The 14,439-nt window shown below is 66.1% G+C and carries 15 protein-coding genes; 6 read left to right on the forward strand and 9 right to left on the reverse strand.

Going from position 1 to position 14,439, the window contains the following annotated elements; all coding sequences use genetic code 11:
* Positions 1 to 4: 4 nt before the first annotated feature.
* Both ACVWZ8_RS03145 and ACVWZ8_RS03150 read right to left on the reverse strand, forming a co-directional pair.
* Positions 5 to 916 carry an ABC transporter substrate-binding protein gene (locus ACVWZ8_RS03145; RefSeq protein WP_426976304.1) on the reverse strand — a complete coding sequence of 304 codons (912 nt, stop codon included), beginning with the start codon at positions 914 to 916 and terminating at the stop codon, positions 5 to 7.
* Between the two features lie 101 nt (positions 917 to 1,017).
* On the reverse strand, positions 1,018 to 2,289 hold the full coding sequence (locus ACVWZ8_RS03150; protein WP_426976303.1) for an alpha-hydroxy acid oxidase: 1,272 nt from the start codon (positions 2,287 to 2,289) through the stop codon (positions 1,018 to 1,020).
* Between the two features lie 134 nt (positions 2,290 to 2,423).
* On the opposite strand from ACVWZ8_RS03150, the gene ACVWZ8_RS03155 reads away from it, so the two are divergent.
* Entirely contained in the window at positions 2,424 to 4,055 is a 1,632-nt protein-coding gene (locus tag ACVWZ8_RS03155; protein ID WP_456503769.1) for a PucR family transcriptional regulator, read from the forward strand.
* Between the two features lie 29 nt (positions 4,056 to 4,084).
* Here ACVWZ8_RS03155 and ACVWZ8_RS03160 read toward each other — a convergent pair whose 3' ends face one another.
* Together ACVWZ8_RS03160 and ACVWZ8_RS03165 are read right to left on the reverse strand one after the other, a co-directional pair.
* Positions 4,085 to 4,420 (reverse strand): cupin domain-containing protein, encoded by a 336-nt coding sequence (locus ACVWZ8_RS03160; protein ID WP_426976301.1) that lies wholly within the window; start codon positions 4,418 to 4,420, stop codon positions 4,085 to 4,087.
* Between the two features lie 75 nt (positions 4,421 to 4,495).
* Positions 4,496 to 4,801, reverse strand: a complete 306-nt coding sequence (locus ACVWZ8_RS03165) for an acylphosphatase (protein WP_426976300.1) — start codon at positions 4,799 to 4,801, stop codon at positions 4,496 to 4,498.
* Positions 4,802 to 4,972: 171 nt separating this feature from the next.
* On the opposite strand from ACVWZ8_RS03165, the gene ACVWZ8_RS03170 reads away from it, so the two are divergent.
* The 3 genes from ACVWZ8_RS03170 to ACVWZ8_RS03180 all read left to right on the forward strand — a co-directional run bounded on the left by ACVWZ8_RS03170 (position 4,973) and on the right by ACVWZ8_RS03180 (position 7,587).
* Positions 4,973 to 5,236 (forward strand): YegP family protein, encoded by a 264-nt coding sequence (locus ACVWZ8_RS03170; RefSeq protein ID WP_426976299.1) that lies wholly within the window; start codon positions 4,973 to 4,975, stop codon positions 5,234 to 5,236.
* 121 nt (positions 5,237 to 5,357) lie between these two features.
* The gene (locus ACVWZ8_RS03175) at positions 5,358 to 6,320 is read left to right on the forward strand and encodes an ABC transporter ATP-binding protein (RefSeq protein ID WP_426976298.1); all 963 of its coding nucleotides are present in this window, start codon (positions 5,358 to 5,360) and stop codon (positions 6,318 to 6,320) included.
* A 4-nt stretch (positions 6,321 to 6,324) separates the two neighbouring features.
* Positions 6,325 to 7,587 (forward strand): ABC transporter permease, encoded by a 1,263-nt coding sequence (locus ACVWZ8_RS03180; protein ID WP_426976297.1) that lies wholly within the window; start codon positions 6,325 to 6,327, stop codon positions 7,585 to 7,587.
* A 54-nt stretch (positions 7,588 to 7,641) separates the two neighbouring features.
* On the opposite strand, the gene ACVWZ8_RS03185 is transcribed toward ACVWZ8_RS03180, so the two are convergent.
* Positions 7,642 to 8,586 (reverse strand): alpha/beta fold hydrolase, encoded by a 945-nt coding sequence (locus ACVWZ8_RS03185; RefSeq protein ID WP_426976296.1) that lies wholly within the window; start codon positions 8,584 to 8,586, stop codon positions 7,642 to 7,644.
* 238 nt (positions 8,587 to 8,824) lie between these two features.
* The gene (locus tag ACVWZ8_RS03190) at positions 8,825 to 9,262 is read right to left on the reverse strand and encodes a hypothetical protein (protein WP_456503770.1); all 438 of its coding nucleotides are present in this window, start codon (positions 9,260 to 9,262) and stop codon (positions 8,825 to 8,827) included.
* A 16-nt stretch (positions 9,263 to 9,278) separates the two neighbouring features.
* On the opposite strand from ACVWZ8_RS03190, the gene ACVWZ8_RS03195 reads away from it, so the two are divergent.
* Positions 9,279 to 9,644 carry a hypothetical protein gene (locus tag ACVWZ8_RS03195; protein WP_456503771.1) on the forward strand — a complete coding sequence of 122 codons (366 nt, stop codon included), beginning with the start codon at positions 9,279 to 9,281 and terminating at the stop codon, positions 9,642 to 9,644.
* Here ACVWZ8_RS03195 and ACVWZ8_RS03200 read toward each other — a convergent pair.
* A complete protein-coding gene (locus tag ACVWZ8_RS03200) occupies positions 9,616 to 10,119 on the reverse strand; it encodes a hypothetical protein (RefSeq protein WP_426976294.1) in 504 nt (167 codons plus the stop codon). The genes ACVWZ8_RS03195 and ACVWZ8_RS03200 overlap by 29 nt on opposite strands.
* A gap of 482 nt (positions 10,120 to 10,601) precedes the next feature.
* Between ACVWZ8_RS03200 and ACVWZ8_RS03205 the strand changes: the two genes are divergently transcribed.
* A complete protein-coding gene (locus tag ACVWZ8_RS03205; protein WP_456503772.1) occupies positions 10,602 to 12,389 on the forward strand; it encodes an alpha-glucosidase in 1,788 nt (595 codons plus the stop codon).
* Positions 12,390 to 12,699: 310 nt separating this feature from the next.
* Here the strand turns inward: ACVWZ8_RS03205 and ACVWZ8_RS03210 are convergent, their stop codons facing one another.
* Together ACVWZ8_RS03210 and ACVWZ8_RS03215 are read right to left on the reverse strand one after the other, a co-directional pair.
* Positions 12,700 to 13,497 (reverse strand): alpha/beta fold hydrolase, encoded by a 798-nt coding sequence (locus ACVWZ8_RS03210; RefSeq protein WP_456503773.1) that lies wholly within the window; start codon positions 13,495 to 13,497, stop codon positions 12,700 to 12,702.
* Between the two features lie 27 nt (positions 13,498 to 13,524).
* A complete protein-coding gene (locus ACVWZ8_RS03215; protein WP_426976291.1) occupies positions 13,525 to 14,424 on the reverse strand; it encodes a pullulanase X25 domain-containing protein in 900 nt (299 codons plus the stop codon).
* Positions 14,425 to 14,439: the final 15 nt, after the last annotated feature.

Genomic DNA, 14,439 nt, shown 5'->3' on the forward strand with positions numbered 1-14,439 from the left:
GTGATCACCCCTTGGCTGCCACGTTGAGCGCCGCCGTCTTGACCCCGCCGGATTCCACTCCCCACTTGGCCAGAATCTTGTTGTACGTGCCGTCGTCGATCAGAGTCTGGAGCGCCTTCTGCAGGACCGGCGTGAAGGCGCTGTCCTTGGCCACGGGCATCCCGTAGGGTGCCACCTCAAAGGCGTCGCCAGCGGTCTGCAGCTTGTCCTTGGTCTTGGAGATCGCGTACAGGGTAACGGGCGAATCGGCGCTCATGGCGTCGACCTGCCCCACCACGAGGGCGTTGGTCGCCTGGTCCTGCGCGTCGTATTTGAAGATGGTGATGGCCGCCTTGCCGGCGTCCGTGCAGGCCTTGGACTTCGCGGGCACCTCGTGTGTGTCTTGGTAGGTGGTTGCCTGGACGGCGACCTTGAGTCCGCAGGCGTTGGCCGGGTCCACGGTCTTGCCCTTAGGGGCGGCCCACTGGATGCCGGCGGAGTAGTAGTTCACGAAATCCACCTGCTTTTCGCGTTCCAGTGTGTCGGTGAAGGAGGACACGCCCATGTCGTCCTTTCCGGCCTTCACGGCCGGAAGAATATTGTCAAAGGTGCCGATGTCGAAGTTGACCTTCAGGCCCAGGACGTCACCCAGCGCCTTCGTCAGGTCCACGGCCCAGCCGGCCGGCGCACCATTGCCGTCCTTGAACTCGTTGGGCGGGTAGTTGTTCGCCATGCCGACGTTGAGGACACCGGCGGACTTGATCTTCTCCGGGAGCGACGCCGCAAGGGAGTCGTTCTTCTTCACCGCGACGGCGTCAGCCGGTCCGGGTGCGCCGGACGTGGCAGCCGTGGCTGCTGGTTCGCTGTTGTTGACGCAGCCTGTCAGCGACATTGCCGTGATGACGGTGAGAACGGGAAGTAGGTATCGAGTGCGCATGGTTTCCTTAGCTGTTCAGGGATTCTTGGGCCTCCCGCAACGCTGCGGGAAGGCACGGCGTGCCGAATTGTTCGGAGCTGAGCCGAATTGTTCGGAGCTTATTAATGCGTGGAGCTTGAGGCTGTTGGTTCGAGGACTTCGGGGGAATGACGGATGTCGCGAAGAATTTCCCCGCCCCGTGCCTTCAATTCGGGAATGCTGGAAACGCCCACCAGCGTCATCGTACGCCGGAGTTCGTCCGCGAAGATGTCAATGATGCGTCCGACACCCGGCGAGCCGGCCGCCACCAGCCCGTACAGGTAGGCCCGGCCGATCGAACAGGCGTCGGCTCCCAGCGCCAAGGCCTTGAGGATGTCGCTCCCCCGGCGGATGCCGGAGTCCACGTAGATCTCGATCGAATCGCCTACCCGCTGCCGGGATTCCTGCAGGACGTCCATCGGGCTCAGCATGTGGTCCAGTTGGCGGCCGCCGTGATTGCTCAACTGGACGGCGTCCAGGCCAATGCCCGCGGCCTTTGCGACGTCGGCCGGGTTGACGCAGCCCTTGAGCACGATCTTGCCGTGCCAGGCCTGCCGCAAGGCAACGAGTTCGTTCCATCCGCTGGTCGCATCCGAGTGGCCCAGGATGTGCTGCCACATGGAGGGCGTGACCACTGCGGTGGCCGCCGGACTGCGCGGATCCAGGTTCGGGAAACTGATGCCGTCCGACTTCAGGAAATTCACCCACCAGGAGGGGTGCCGGGCGATGTCCGCGATGGTTGAAAGAGTCAGCGCGGGAGGGGCGGTGAAGCCGTTGTGGAGATCCCTTTCTCTCGAGCCCAGCGCCCGCGTGTCCACTCCTACAATCAGGGTGCTGAATCCGGCGGCCTCGCAGCGCGACAGTTTGGCCTGCAGCGCCTGGGCGTCGGAGGTGAGCCCGAAGTTGAACCAGCGGTCCAGGGCCGGGTGGCGCTCCGCGATCGTTTCCATCGGCACGGTGCTCAGTCCGGCCAGCCCGTAGGGGATGCGGGCCCGGTCCGCGGCAGCCGCGACGGCCAGCTCGCCCTCGGGATGGAACAGCCGGGTGGCCCCGGTGGGGGTCAAGGTGAGCGGCAGGGCGCTGTCTTTTCCGAGCAAACTGGTACTGGTGTCCGGTCCGGACACCGGGCCCCAGTTGGGCATGAGCGCCCAGGAGTCGAAGACGGCCCGATTGCGGCGGAGCGTCACCTCGTCTTCAGATCCGCCGTCCAGGTAGTCGAAAATCCCTGCCGGCAAGACTTTCCGTGCCGATTGCCGGTATTCCTCCACATTGAAAGCGTTGGCCAGCACCCGGCGCTGCCGGGAGAACACGGGGGCCTTGACCTGGATGAGCTGCCTGGCTTCGCTGATTTTCAATGAGGGCCTTCCTTTTTGCGGTGCTGCGTTATGGTTCAGCGTAGGAAGTGGAACTCCGCGCCACTATGGAGATAGCGACAAATTGAAGGGCACGTCATTAGCAGCGACTACCAAACAGTTCCTTCGGTGAAACAATGACGGCGCTCCCGGCGGCGGAGAGGCATGCGCTGCCCACCCTGGCGGACGTCGCCCGCTCGGCCGGTTCGGAAATTGTCAGCCTCGTCGAAATGCCGGCCGACGACCAGCAGATTGTCGCAGGCTCTGTTCTCTATGACTCGATGGCCCGTCCTGCGAAGTTTCCCGGCGCCGTCGCCCTTGCCATCGGTTTGTCGCTGTCCGGCAAGCGGCTGGGCGTGAAAATCCGGGAGCTCAGCGACGCCGGCTACGTGGCAGTAGTCTACAAAGCCAACGGCACCTCGGACGAGGCACTGCGGGCGGCCGTGCGGGACACTGGGATGGCTCTTTTCCGGGCCTCTGATTCGGTACCGTGGAACCAGCTCGCGGAGATCATGGACGCCGCCGTCATCCCGCACCGGCAATCGGGGCGCACGCTGGTGGACATCCGTCCCGGAGATTTGTTCGACCTGGCGAACACCGTGGCGGCCCAAGCCGGCGGTGCCATCGCGATCGCCGATCCGGAGCAGACGATTCTGGCGTATTCGACCCTTCCGGACCAGCCCATCGACGAGACGCGCCGGAGTTCCATCCTGCGGCTGCACGTGCCGCACTCCGTTCAAACGGACAGGGACTACCGCCGCGTCCATGCAGCCAGCAATGCGTTGAACGTGGCGACGGAGGACCCGCTGCTCCGGCGCACGGCCATCGCCATCCGGGCTGGCGACTCCGTCCTTGGCTCGCTCTGGCTCCTCGAACTGGCGGAACACCACAACGAGGACGCGAACCGGATCCTGCGTGAAGCTGCCAACGTTGCGGCGCTCCACATCCTGCACAAGCGCACCACCTACGTCTCGAACCTGACCCGCCAAATAGATCTGGTCCAGCCGCTGCTCTTCGAGCCCAAACGCGCCGAGCTGGCCGCGATCCGGCTGGGGATCCCGGCGGCGTCCGTTCGGGTTGCGGCCCTGGGCATCTGGCCGTCCGATGCCATCGCAGCCGAAACGCTGCAGTCCCGCCTCCGGCTCTTCGATACGATCCGGACCGCCTGCGCCATCCGGCTGCCCTCGGCGGTCTGTGGGCTCTCGGACAACATCGTCTACATCGTCCTGCCGCAGACCACCGAATCTTCACGGCAATTTCAACGCAGCGCGATCCTGAAAATTGTGCAGAACGCGCGGCGGCTTCTCTCCCGCCCGGTCCTGGCCGCACTGGGGGTGGCGGCCACGATCGACCGCCTAGCGGAGTCCCGGGTCAACGCGGAACTCGTCCTGTCCGAGCTGGTGCGTAACGTCGCCGAAGGGCGGATAGCGGCAGATTCCGATGAGATCGTCGCCGACGACGACTCCCTCGGCTCACGCCTTCAGCTGCGCCAGATCGTCTCGTCGCTGACGACGTCGGGCCAGCTCCCCGGGGCCCACGCCCTGAGGATCGCCGAATACGACGAACAGCATAAGAAGTCGTTCGAGGAGACCCTCCACGCCTACCTGAGCTGCGGCGGAAACGCGATTGATGCCGCAAAGGCTCTGGACGTGCACGTCAACACGGTCCGGTACCGCTTGTCCCGCGTTGAACCCCTTTTCGGAATAGACCTAGAGGACCCCGAAACGCGACTGCTCGTATGGTTGCAGCTGTGGGCACGGCACAACTAGAAGTCCCCGCGGTTCAGGTGTTGCTTCTCTCAGGCGTGGATTTTTGCCACGGTCATCAGGATCGCGGAGTCTTCTTCCGCTTCCAGGCTGTGCAGCCCCTCGGGCACGATCAGGAGATCGCCGGCTTTCCCCTGCCAGGATTCCTTGCCAGCCTGCAGCCGGACGCAGCCCCGGAGCACAAAGACGGTGGCTTCGCCGGGGTTCTGGTGCTCGCTCAACTTCGTGCCGGCCCTAAACGCCATGACGGTCTGGCGGAGGACCTTCTCGTGCCCGCCGAACACCGTGTCAGCGGCCCGGCCGCTGGCTGCCACGAGGGCTGCCGCGATTTGCTGACGGGCCAGGGCGTCGATCGATATTTTCTGCATGGGGCCACCGTACCCACAATCGGGTCCCGTGCCGAGTGCCCTTTGCCCCAAGAATGGGCACGCTCGAACACGGCCTCAGTACACCACCCCGAAGTTGTTGAACTCCCCGGTGTCCCGGGAGATCTGTTCCTCCACGTTTTCCACGCGTCCGGGCGCTTGCGGCGAGCGCAGCCAGCGCCGGAACTCAAGTACCGCCATCTGTGGTCCCTCCGCCACGATGCCGACCGAACCGTCGTCGTTGTTCCGGACACTGCCCGTCAGCCCGAGCTCCTCGGCCTTCCGCACCGTCCAGTACCGGAAGCCGACGGCCTGCACTGTGCCGCCCACCCTCGCCGTCAGCCGGACACGCTCCCCGGATTCGCCCTCCTGAAACTCAGCCATTCTTCCAATGTAGTGCCCCGCCTCACCGGGACATTGGGACTTTCGCCCCTTACCCGCTTAGTCCCCACGGGTCAGTCTTGTCAGAGCACCGCGGCGCCCTGTCGAACAAACGGCATCAGCACAGGGACGTGTACGGCCCGGGGTGCCTAGGTGGCCCGAAAGGACATGACCATGGCAGGACATTTCGAGATCTTCACGGACGCGGAGGCGAACGTCCGGTTCCGCCTGCTTGGGGCGGACGGAACGGTATTGGCCATTTCCAGGGCCTATGCGGACAAACGCTCGGCTGCGGACGGCATCATGGATGTCCGCGAGTGCGCCGGCACCGGCCTGATCAAGGAGGCCCGCTCGAACGCCTGGGGCGGGACCGGCCGGACCCGGGCTGGCCTGCCGACCCCCTCGAACCGCCGCCACCGGCACTCCCCCGCCGTCTAGCGGGGTTCAGGCACGGGGTCCGGGAAAGGGGCCTGGGCAAGCAGTTTGGACAGGGGTCTCGACAGGCCGATCGAGTAGAGGCACGGGCTGCAAAAGGGGGCGGCCCGGCACAGGAGCAGCCATGGGCGAAGCACGGGTCCACATCAGCGGCTTCCGCATGGACTTCGGTGACACCACCGTCATCCGGGACCTGTCCTTCGATGTGCACGCCGGCGAGACCTTCGGCTTCCTGGGCAGCAACGGCTCCGGGAAGACGACGACGATCCGTGCCTTGCTGGGGATCTACGAGCCCACCGCCGGAATCCTGCATATCAACGGGCGGGAGTTCAAGCCCGAGCACGGGGACAGGCTGGGCTACCTCCCGGAGGAACGCGGCTTGTATAAGAAGGAAAAGGTCATCGACATCATGACCTACTTCGGCCGGCTCAAAGGGATGGAGAAGCGCGCCGCCAGGGGGTGGTCCCTCGAGTACCTCGAACGGGTGGCCCTGGCGGACAAGGCCGGTTCGCTGCTGGACAAGCTCTCCAGCGGCCAGCAGCAGAAGGTCCAACTCGGCGTCACCATCATGAACCGCCCGGAACTGCTCATCCTGGACGAACCGACCAAGGGCTTCGACCCGGTCAACCGGCGCTTGCTGATTGACGTCATCGCCGAGCAGAAACAATCCGGCGCCACGGTGGTCATGGTGACCCACCAGATGGAAGAGGTGGAACGCCTGTGCGACCGCGTCATCCTGCTGAAGAACGGCACCGCCGAGGCCTACGGGACCATCGACGAGGTGCAGAACAAATACGGCGGCAGAATCATCCGGATCAAGTACGGCGGCACCATCCCGCGCTCGCCCCACTACGACGTGATGCTCGAGGAAACCAATTACGCCGAGCTGAGCATCACCGACGCCACCGATGAAGCCGCCATCCTCAAGGACCTGATCGAGGTCGGCGTGACCGTCCGCAGTTTCACCACCACCAAAGTCTCGCTCGAGGACATCTTCATCCGCGTCTACGGCGACCAGAACCGGCCCGGCGCCTCCGGAGCCGCACCGGCGCCCGCCGCCACCGCCCTCGTGAGGGAAGAGGTGTAAGGCCGTGGCCCAGCACAATCTCGGAACCGTCATCGGCTTCGAATTCGTCCGCACCGTGACCAAGCGGCGGTTCTGGATCGGCACCCTGGCCGTCCCCGTCATCATGGCCGTGGTGTTCGGGCTGATCTTCCTGAGCAACAGCACCACGGACACTGCGTCGGAGGCCCAGAAGAGCGCGCAGCTCAGCATCGCCTACACGGATGCCTCGGGGCTGATCACCGCCGAGAACGCGGCCCTCTTCGGCGCCCGCCCTGCGGGGTCCCCGGACGCCGGGCTCCGGGCCGTGCAGTCCAGGACCGTGGACGCCTACTTCGACTTCCCGGCGAACCCCGAGACCACCGCCGTGCGCGTCTACGGTGCCGACAGGGGGATCTTCGAGAACGGCAAGTACGCCGCCGTCGCGCAGGCCATGCTGGGCCGCGCCGTCGATCAGAGGATCGGCTCCCCGCAACTGTCCACGCTCGCGGCCGGCAAGGCGAAGATCGAGACCGTCACCTACGACGGCGCGCAGGAAGCCGGCGGGCCGGGATCCGTCATTCCGCCGCTGATCTTCCTGGTCATCTTCTACGGACTGATCGTGCTCCTCGCCGGGCAGATGCTCAACTCCACCCTGGAGGAGAAGGAAAACCGCGTGACGGAGATGATCCTGACCACGCTCAAACCCACCACCCTCATCGCGGGCAAGGTGATTGCGCTGTTCGCGATCGGCCTGGTGCAGATGATCGTGTTCCTCTCCCCCATCCTCATCGCCCGGCTGCTCCTCCCCGAACAGCTGAACCCGGCGGCGCTGGACGTGCCCCGGCTGATTTTCGACCCGGTCCGGATGACCGTCGGCTTCCTGATCCTGGTCGGCGGCTTCGCGCTGTTCACCACCACCCTCGTGGCCATTGGCGCGGTGATGCCGACCGCGAAGGAAGCCGGAAATTTCATGGGCGTCATGATGGCGCTGATCTTCGTGCCGTTCTACGCCGTGGCCCTGGTGGTCTCGGACCCGCACTCCGTGATCGTGCAGATCTTCACCTACTTCCCGTTCTCCGCCCCGGTCACCGCGCTGCTGCGCAACGGCTTCGGCTCACTGAACCTGCTCGAAGCCGCAATCGTGATCGTGATCCTCTATGTGGGGGCCGCCATCATGCTCCGCCTCGCCGTGCGGCTCTTCCAGTACGGCTCGATCTCTTACACCTCGAAGGTCAACATCCGCACCGCGCTCCGGGCAGGATCGAGGCACGCCGCCTCTGACGCGGCACCGACGACGCCGGGCCCCTGACGCGGGTCCGGTGAGTTGCGGTCCCGTACAGCCGGTTCGACGACGGCGGTCCGTCTACCGGTCCGCCTGCCCGCTCCCGAGGAACTTCCTGATCGCCTCGGCCATCAGCTTGGCCTGGGTCCAATGCAGGTAGTGGCCGCCAGCGAGCGGGACGATTTCATGGCGTTTGACGTTCTTCAGGAGGTTCTCAGCCGCCTCAGCCTTGGCCGGTTCCCCGGGGGATCCGGCGCCGGAGACAAATGCCAGCACCGGCAGCGCGTCGGGATACGTGACTCCCCTAAGTTCGGCTGCGTTGTTGCTAATCCGTGCGGTCTCGTCGGCGACGGCCTGGTTGCCCAGGTTCCAGCTGAGCATCAAGCGCATGCGTTCACGCTCATCGGCCGTAAACGCGTCGCCGTCGGGCTCCACGAGCGCGGGGGCCACGGCCAGTACTGCGCGGACCACTCCCGTGACCGACAGCATCCGCACCAACCCCGCCCCTTCCAGCGGCAGCTCCACGGGCCCCTCCTTCGCCGTCGGCACCGTGGGGTCGATCCCAATCACGGCCGAAACTTCCGCGGGGTACCGGTTGGCGTAGTCGAGCATGTAGAAGCCGGCGATCGAGTGCCCGGCCAGGACATACGGCCGAGTGATGTTGAGCTTAGCGAGTACCTCGTGGAGTTCAGTGCTGATGTTCTTGTTGGTCCGCTCGCTGGCGCTGAGGTCGCTGTAGCCATAGCCGAATCCCTCCACGACGATGACGTTGAATTCGCCCAACTCCCGGATCAACGGGGCAAAGTCCAGGGCTGGTGCGGCCGTGCCCAGGCCGCCGAGGAGCACGATCGGCGGACCGGACCGGCCGCTCCGGTAGACATTGAGCGCTCCGCCGGCGATCTCCACCCGCTCGCCATAAGGGGCAATGCTGCCCCGTTCCTGCCGCTCGAGGAGCAGATTGACCGCCGTCGAGACCAGCCCCAGCCCCACCGCGACGAGAGCCACGATGGCGAGGATGCGGAGCACTCGTCGGCGCCGCCGCCGGGGCGGACGGTTAGTCGGATCCGCAGTGGGATCCGCAGTGAGATCCGTCGAGGAAGCGTTTCTGCGACGAGGAATGAACCCCATGGTGTGCCTTTCAGCGGCTCGCGTTTCAGTGACGTGCGTTTCAGTGACCTGCGTTTCAGTGACTTGCCTTGCAGGGGCTCGCGTTTCAGTGACTTTGGCGGTGCCGGAACGAAGAGTTTGGCGGGATCGGTGCCTGCTACTTCCCCGCGTCCTTCCCCGCCGGCCGCAGCGAGGTAATCATCTTCCGGATGTCCTGGTACTCCGGGGTCGTCGCGTAGAGCTTCGCCTTCGCCAGGTACGGCATGGACGGGTCGCCCGGCGTCGTGTTGTTCTCCGGGTTGTACGCTGCCCCGAACAAGGCGCCGCTGGGCGGCCAGAGGAACAGAAGGAACATCGGGCAGGCCGTGCTGCCGGTTTCTTCCGGGACCATGGTGATTCCGTAGCCGGCAATGGTGGGCGGTGCCGCCTTTGGAGCTGTGGCGTCGCCCCGGGCCTCGAAGACGTAGCGGGGCACCGGCGCGTCGGCCGCCCCATCCTCTGCGAGCGCCTGCATCGGCTCGGAGTCGAACACCTCGAACGGGTACCTCTGCGTGCAGTCCGCACCGGTGACGATGTTGGTCCGCAGGCTGGCCATCGGCCTTCCCGCCTGATTGAGCACGTCCACGAACTCACCGCCGAGAGGCATCTCCCCGGCGGGATCCCGGACGCTCCAGCGGCTGGGAAAGTCGAAGGACAGCCCGCCGTCGGACGTCGTGAAGGTCTTCCAGTCCGACGCCGGCGGCGTGGTTGGCGTCGCACTGCCCGACGGCGGCGTGCTGCCCGAGGTCGAGGTCGTTGCGGGCGGCAGTGCCGTCGAAACGGGTGGCGGCCCGGGCGGCGAGCAGCAGGACAGCAGCAAGGCGCCGCAGAACGTGGCCGCGATGGTGACCCCGGGCCTCCTGGCCTCCATCCGTGCGCCTCGTTTCAGCCCGGCGTTTCGCCGCGCCGCTACTTCCCCGCCGGCCGGAGGGACGTGATCATCTGGCGGATGTCCTGGTACTCGTTCGTGTCTACATAGGCCTCCGGGGTGTCCACGTTGGGCGGGTTCCCGGGAGTCGTATCGAGGGGATTGTAGACGCCGCCGAACATCGCCCCGCTTGGCGGCCACGTGAAGAAATGGAAGATGGGGCAGGCGGTGGGGCCGGACGGTTCGGGCGCGGAGGTGATCCCATAGGCCAGGACATTCGCCTTCGCCGGATCCGCATCGTTGGGGTTGGCCCGGCCCTCAAAAACGAACCGCGGAATCGCGTCACCCTGAGCCAGTGCCGGCAGTTCCTCGGAATCGATGAGGGAATACGGATGCTTCTCAGTGCATTCCGACCCGGTGACCATATTGGTCCGCAAAGTAGCCATCGATTTTCCCGCCTTATTCAGGACCTCCACAAAGACGCCGCCTGGCGCCGCCTCAGCTGCCCGGTCCTTGAGCGTCCACGCTGACGGGTAGTCGAACATCAGCTGGCCGTCCGACGTCGTGAAGCTCGTCCAGGCCGACGACGACGCCGAGGGTGATGCCGGGGCTGCCGTCCCGGACGTGTCCGGCGTCGCCGCCTCAGAGCTCGCAGGCGCGGAGCTCGCAGACGGCGAGCTGGTACTTGGGGCTGTGGCGGGAGGAGAACAGGCCGCCAGCAGAACGGCTACACAGAATGCCGCCGAAGCAGCCCTGCAAGATGATCCAACTCGGCGCATGTCGCCCTCCCCCTGGGATGCAAGTAGTTCGACAATTCTCGTTTTTCCGGGCGCGAAAAACAGGGCCTTTGGACCCCTTGCGCCGGCCCGGCAGATCGAGGCGCCGCGGAGACGCCACGGCGTGACCCTTAGCCTCGCAGAACTAGAAGGGTCTTCCCAGCCTGCGCTAACGGGTCGATAATCAGACGTTGGCGGCACCGCGGCAACGCTGCCCGCCACAACGTGCCGGACCAGCCGAGGAGTCCCAAATGACGGTCGAACAAGCACCTGCGGAATCGCTGGAGGCACCTGCCAGCGACTGGTTCCAGGGCGCCGTCGTCTATCAGATCTATCCGCGCAGCTTCGCCGATTCCGACGGCGACGGCATCGGCGACCTGCGCGGCATCATCAGCAAGCTGGACTACCTGCAGCGGCTTGGCGTCGACGTCGTCTGGCTGTCCCCGATCTACACCTCGCCGCAGGACGACAACGGCTACGACATCAGCGACTACCGCAACGTGGACCCGCTCTTCGGCACGCTCGAGGACCTGCAGGAACTGACCAACGGCCTGCACGCGCGCGGCATGAAGCTGGTCATGGACCTCGTGGTCAACCACACCTCGGACGAGCACCCGTGGTTCGTGGAATCCCGCTCCGCGAAGGACAACCCGAAGCGCGACTGGTACTGGTGGCGGCCACCGCGGGATGGTGCGGAGCCCAATAACTGGGGCTCGGCGTTCTCCGGGCCTGCGTGGGATTTCGACCAGGCCACCGGCGAGTACTACCTCCACATCTTCTCGAAGAAGCAGCCGGACCTGAACTGGGAGAACCCGGAAGTCCGCGCCGCCGTCTACGACATGATGAACTGGTGGCTGGACCGGGGCGTGGACGGCTTCCGGATGGATGTCATCAACTTCATCTCCAAGGACACTTCCCTGCCGGACGGGCCGATCGCCGAGGGCATGCTCCACGGCGACGGCACACCGTCCTACATCAACGGCCCCCGCATCCACGAGTTTCTGCAGGAGATGCACCGCGAAGTCTTCGCCGGCCGCACCGGTCAACTGCTCACCGTCGGCGAAATGCCGGGCGTGACGGTCGAGGAGGCCATCCTCTTCACCGATCCCGCACGGGCCGAGGTGGACATGGTGTTCCAGTTCGAGCACGTGGCCCTGGACCAGGAGAGCGGCAACAAGTGGCGGCCCAAGAAGCTCAAGCTCACGGAGCTGAAGCAGACCCTGGGGCGCTGGCAGGAAGGCCTGGCCGAGAAGGGCTGGAACAGCCTGTACTGGGGCAACCACGACCAGGCCCGCGCCGTGTCGCGCTTCGGCGACGACCGCCACTACCGCGAACTCTCGGCCAAGATGCTCGCCGGCATCCTGCACCTGCACCGCGGCACGCCCTACGTCTACCAGGGCGAGGAACTCGGCATGACCAACATGACGTTCGGGGCGATCAGCGATTACCGCGACATCGAGGTCCTCAACCACCACCGCGAAGCCACCACCCACCTCGGCCACACCGACGCCGAGGTGCTCGCCGCGCTCGCGCCGCTGAACCGGGACAACGCGCGGACCCCGGTCCAGTGGGACGCCTCCCGGCATGCCGGCTTCACAACCGGAGCGCCTTGGATCGCGGTCAACCCGAATACCAACCACATCAACGCCGCCGCCCAGGTGGACGATCCGGATTCGGTCTACAGCTTCTACCGCAAGGTGATCGAGCTGCGGCATGCGGAGCCGGTGGTCTCGCACGGGAACTTCAGCATGCTGCTGCCCGACGACGAGCACGTCTACGCCTTCACGCGGTCGCTGAGCGGTCCCTCAGAAAGCGCCCCAGACTTCACGGAGCTGCTGGTGCTGGGCAACTTCTCCGGCGAGGAACACGGCATGGAACTCGGCGATGAGAGTTGGGGGGACGCGGAACTGGTGTTGGCGAACTACCCGTCCGACGGCGATGCGTCCGACGCTGCTTCTGCGGCCGGGGCTTCTGCGTCCGGCCCGTTACGTCTCAGGCCGTGGGAGCTGCGGGTCCAGCGCCGACGCCGCCGCGCCTAACCAACCGACCCGCCCGATCAACAAACCGTCTGACAAACAGACCCGGATCGTCAACAGAGTGAGGGAGCCCCGCATGACTATTCCACCGCCACACGAACCTGATCCGTTTCCGGATCCCGGTCCCACGACTCCGCCGCCCGAGCCCGGGGATCCGTTCCCGCCGGAACCCGGCCCGGTCACGCCCCCGCCGCCGATCCCGGAGCCTGGGCCTGCACCGACTCCGGGCCCGTTCCCGACGCCGAGTCCCCTCCCGATTCCGGACCCCGGACCGGTGCCGCCACGGCCGGACCCGACCCGGTTCTAATCGCGCTCAACCGCCGGCAATCCCATGCAGGAAATGGCGCACCTCCGCGTTGAAGGCTTCCGGCGCCTCGACCGCAGCCAGGTGCCCGACGTCGGGAATGACCACGAGCGTGGAACCAGGGATGTGCTGGTGCATGTCCCGGGCGACGCTCAGTGGTGACCTGACATCCTCGGCGCCGTACAGCAAGAGCGTGGGCACCGTGATGGTAGGCAAGACCTCTCGGTAGTCGGCGCGGCCGCTCGCATTTAGCAGGGCGCGCATGCCCTTCGGGTGGAAGTCGGCCATGATGGCGGCGATTTCCCCGACCGACGACGGATCGGCGCGGCTGGTCAACAGGGTGGGCAGCCAGACCGGGATGAACTGTTCCGGTGGCCGCTCGAGTTCGGCCAGCACCTGAGCGTAGCGGCGTTCGACTTCCTCCGGCGGCAACGAGCCGGCCCAGCCGGCGTAGGCCGAGGCCAGCAGCAGCGAAGCGGGGACTTCCGGGTGAGCCCGGTACATCTCCAACGCAATCCCGGAGCCCATGGAAAGTCCCAGGACGTGCGGTTTGCCCGGCACGGCTGCCCGGAGGAAACCGGTCAGGGCGTCGCCCAGGTCCTTACCGGAGAAGTCCGGCGGCGGGTCGTCAGAGCGCCCGCACCCCGGGGCGTCCCAGGCGATGACGGTGAATTCATCGGACAACGACTCGAGCTGGCGGCGCCAGACGCGGCTGTCCTCGTAGGCACCATGCAGCAGGACCAGCGGCGGACCGTGGCCCGCGCGCTGGTACCCGATTCGTAGCCCCGCAACCTCGACGGCGTCCATCAGCCCAGTTTAGGGCGGCCTCCAGCCCTACGGCAGGATGATGTCGCGGGTCCGGTGATCGTAGTGGATGACCAGGACGCCGCCGCCGTGGTGCACCTCGTGGTTGGGTCCGTCGAAGGTCCCGAACGCACCGTAGTTTTCGTCCCAGGAACGGTTCAGGGCGATCTTGAAGGTGTAGGATCCGGCCGGGATGTCGGCGGCGATCTTCCACAGCTGGTCCACCTGGTCCAGTTCCATCTGGGACTCGTCGTACTGCGGCGCCCAATTGGCGGGCGCACCCAGCAGGATGTTGAAGTCACCGGCAACCGCGACGGCTTCCGGCTGCTCGATGGTTTCGGTGCTGACAGCCGGCGTTGCGGGAGCTGCCGGGGCCGCGACCTTGGCAACTGCGGCCGCGGGGGCCTTGTCCGCGGCCTTGCGCTTCCGCACCGCCTTGGCGACAGGGGCGACCGCCTCTTCGACCAGCTTGGCAGCCTTGCCGGCCACCTTAGCGGCTTTCGACGGCGCTTTCTCGGCTGGCGCGGCGGCCTTTCCTGCGGGAGCAGACGGCTTCCCGGCGGGAGCGGACGGCAGCGGCGTGTCGGCCGGAACCGGAGTGCCGGCGTCGAGCGCTGCGGCGAAAGAGGCAGGCTCGGCGAAAGCGACCGTGGCGCGCTGGCCGTCGTCGGTGATGGACCAGCCGGAACGGCCCTTGACCAGCCAGCCGGCCTTGACCAGCTTCGCGGTGGCGGTGGTCAGCGTCTTGTGGCCACGTGGAATGCCGCCGCTCAGGAGTTCGCGTTCATGATCGTTGAGCGGCTCCCGCGCGATTGCCTCGCCCAGCACGCCTCCGGCGTTCAGCTTCTCGCCCGTCCACACCCCCTCTGTCAGGACATCCAGCACGGCTTTCAGCCGAAGGTTGGTGTTTTCCGCGGTGTTCGCGCCCATGGGTCTCCTTTAGAA

Source organism: Arthrobacter sp. UYCu723 (genome assembly GCF_054059215.1).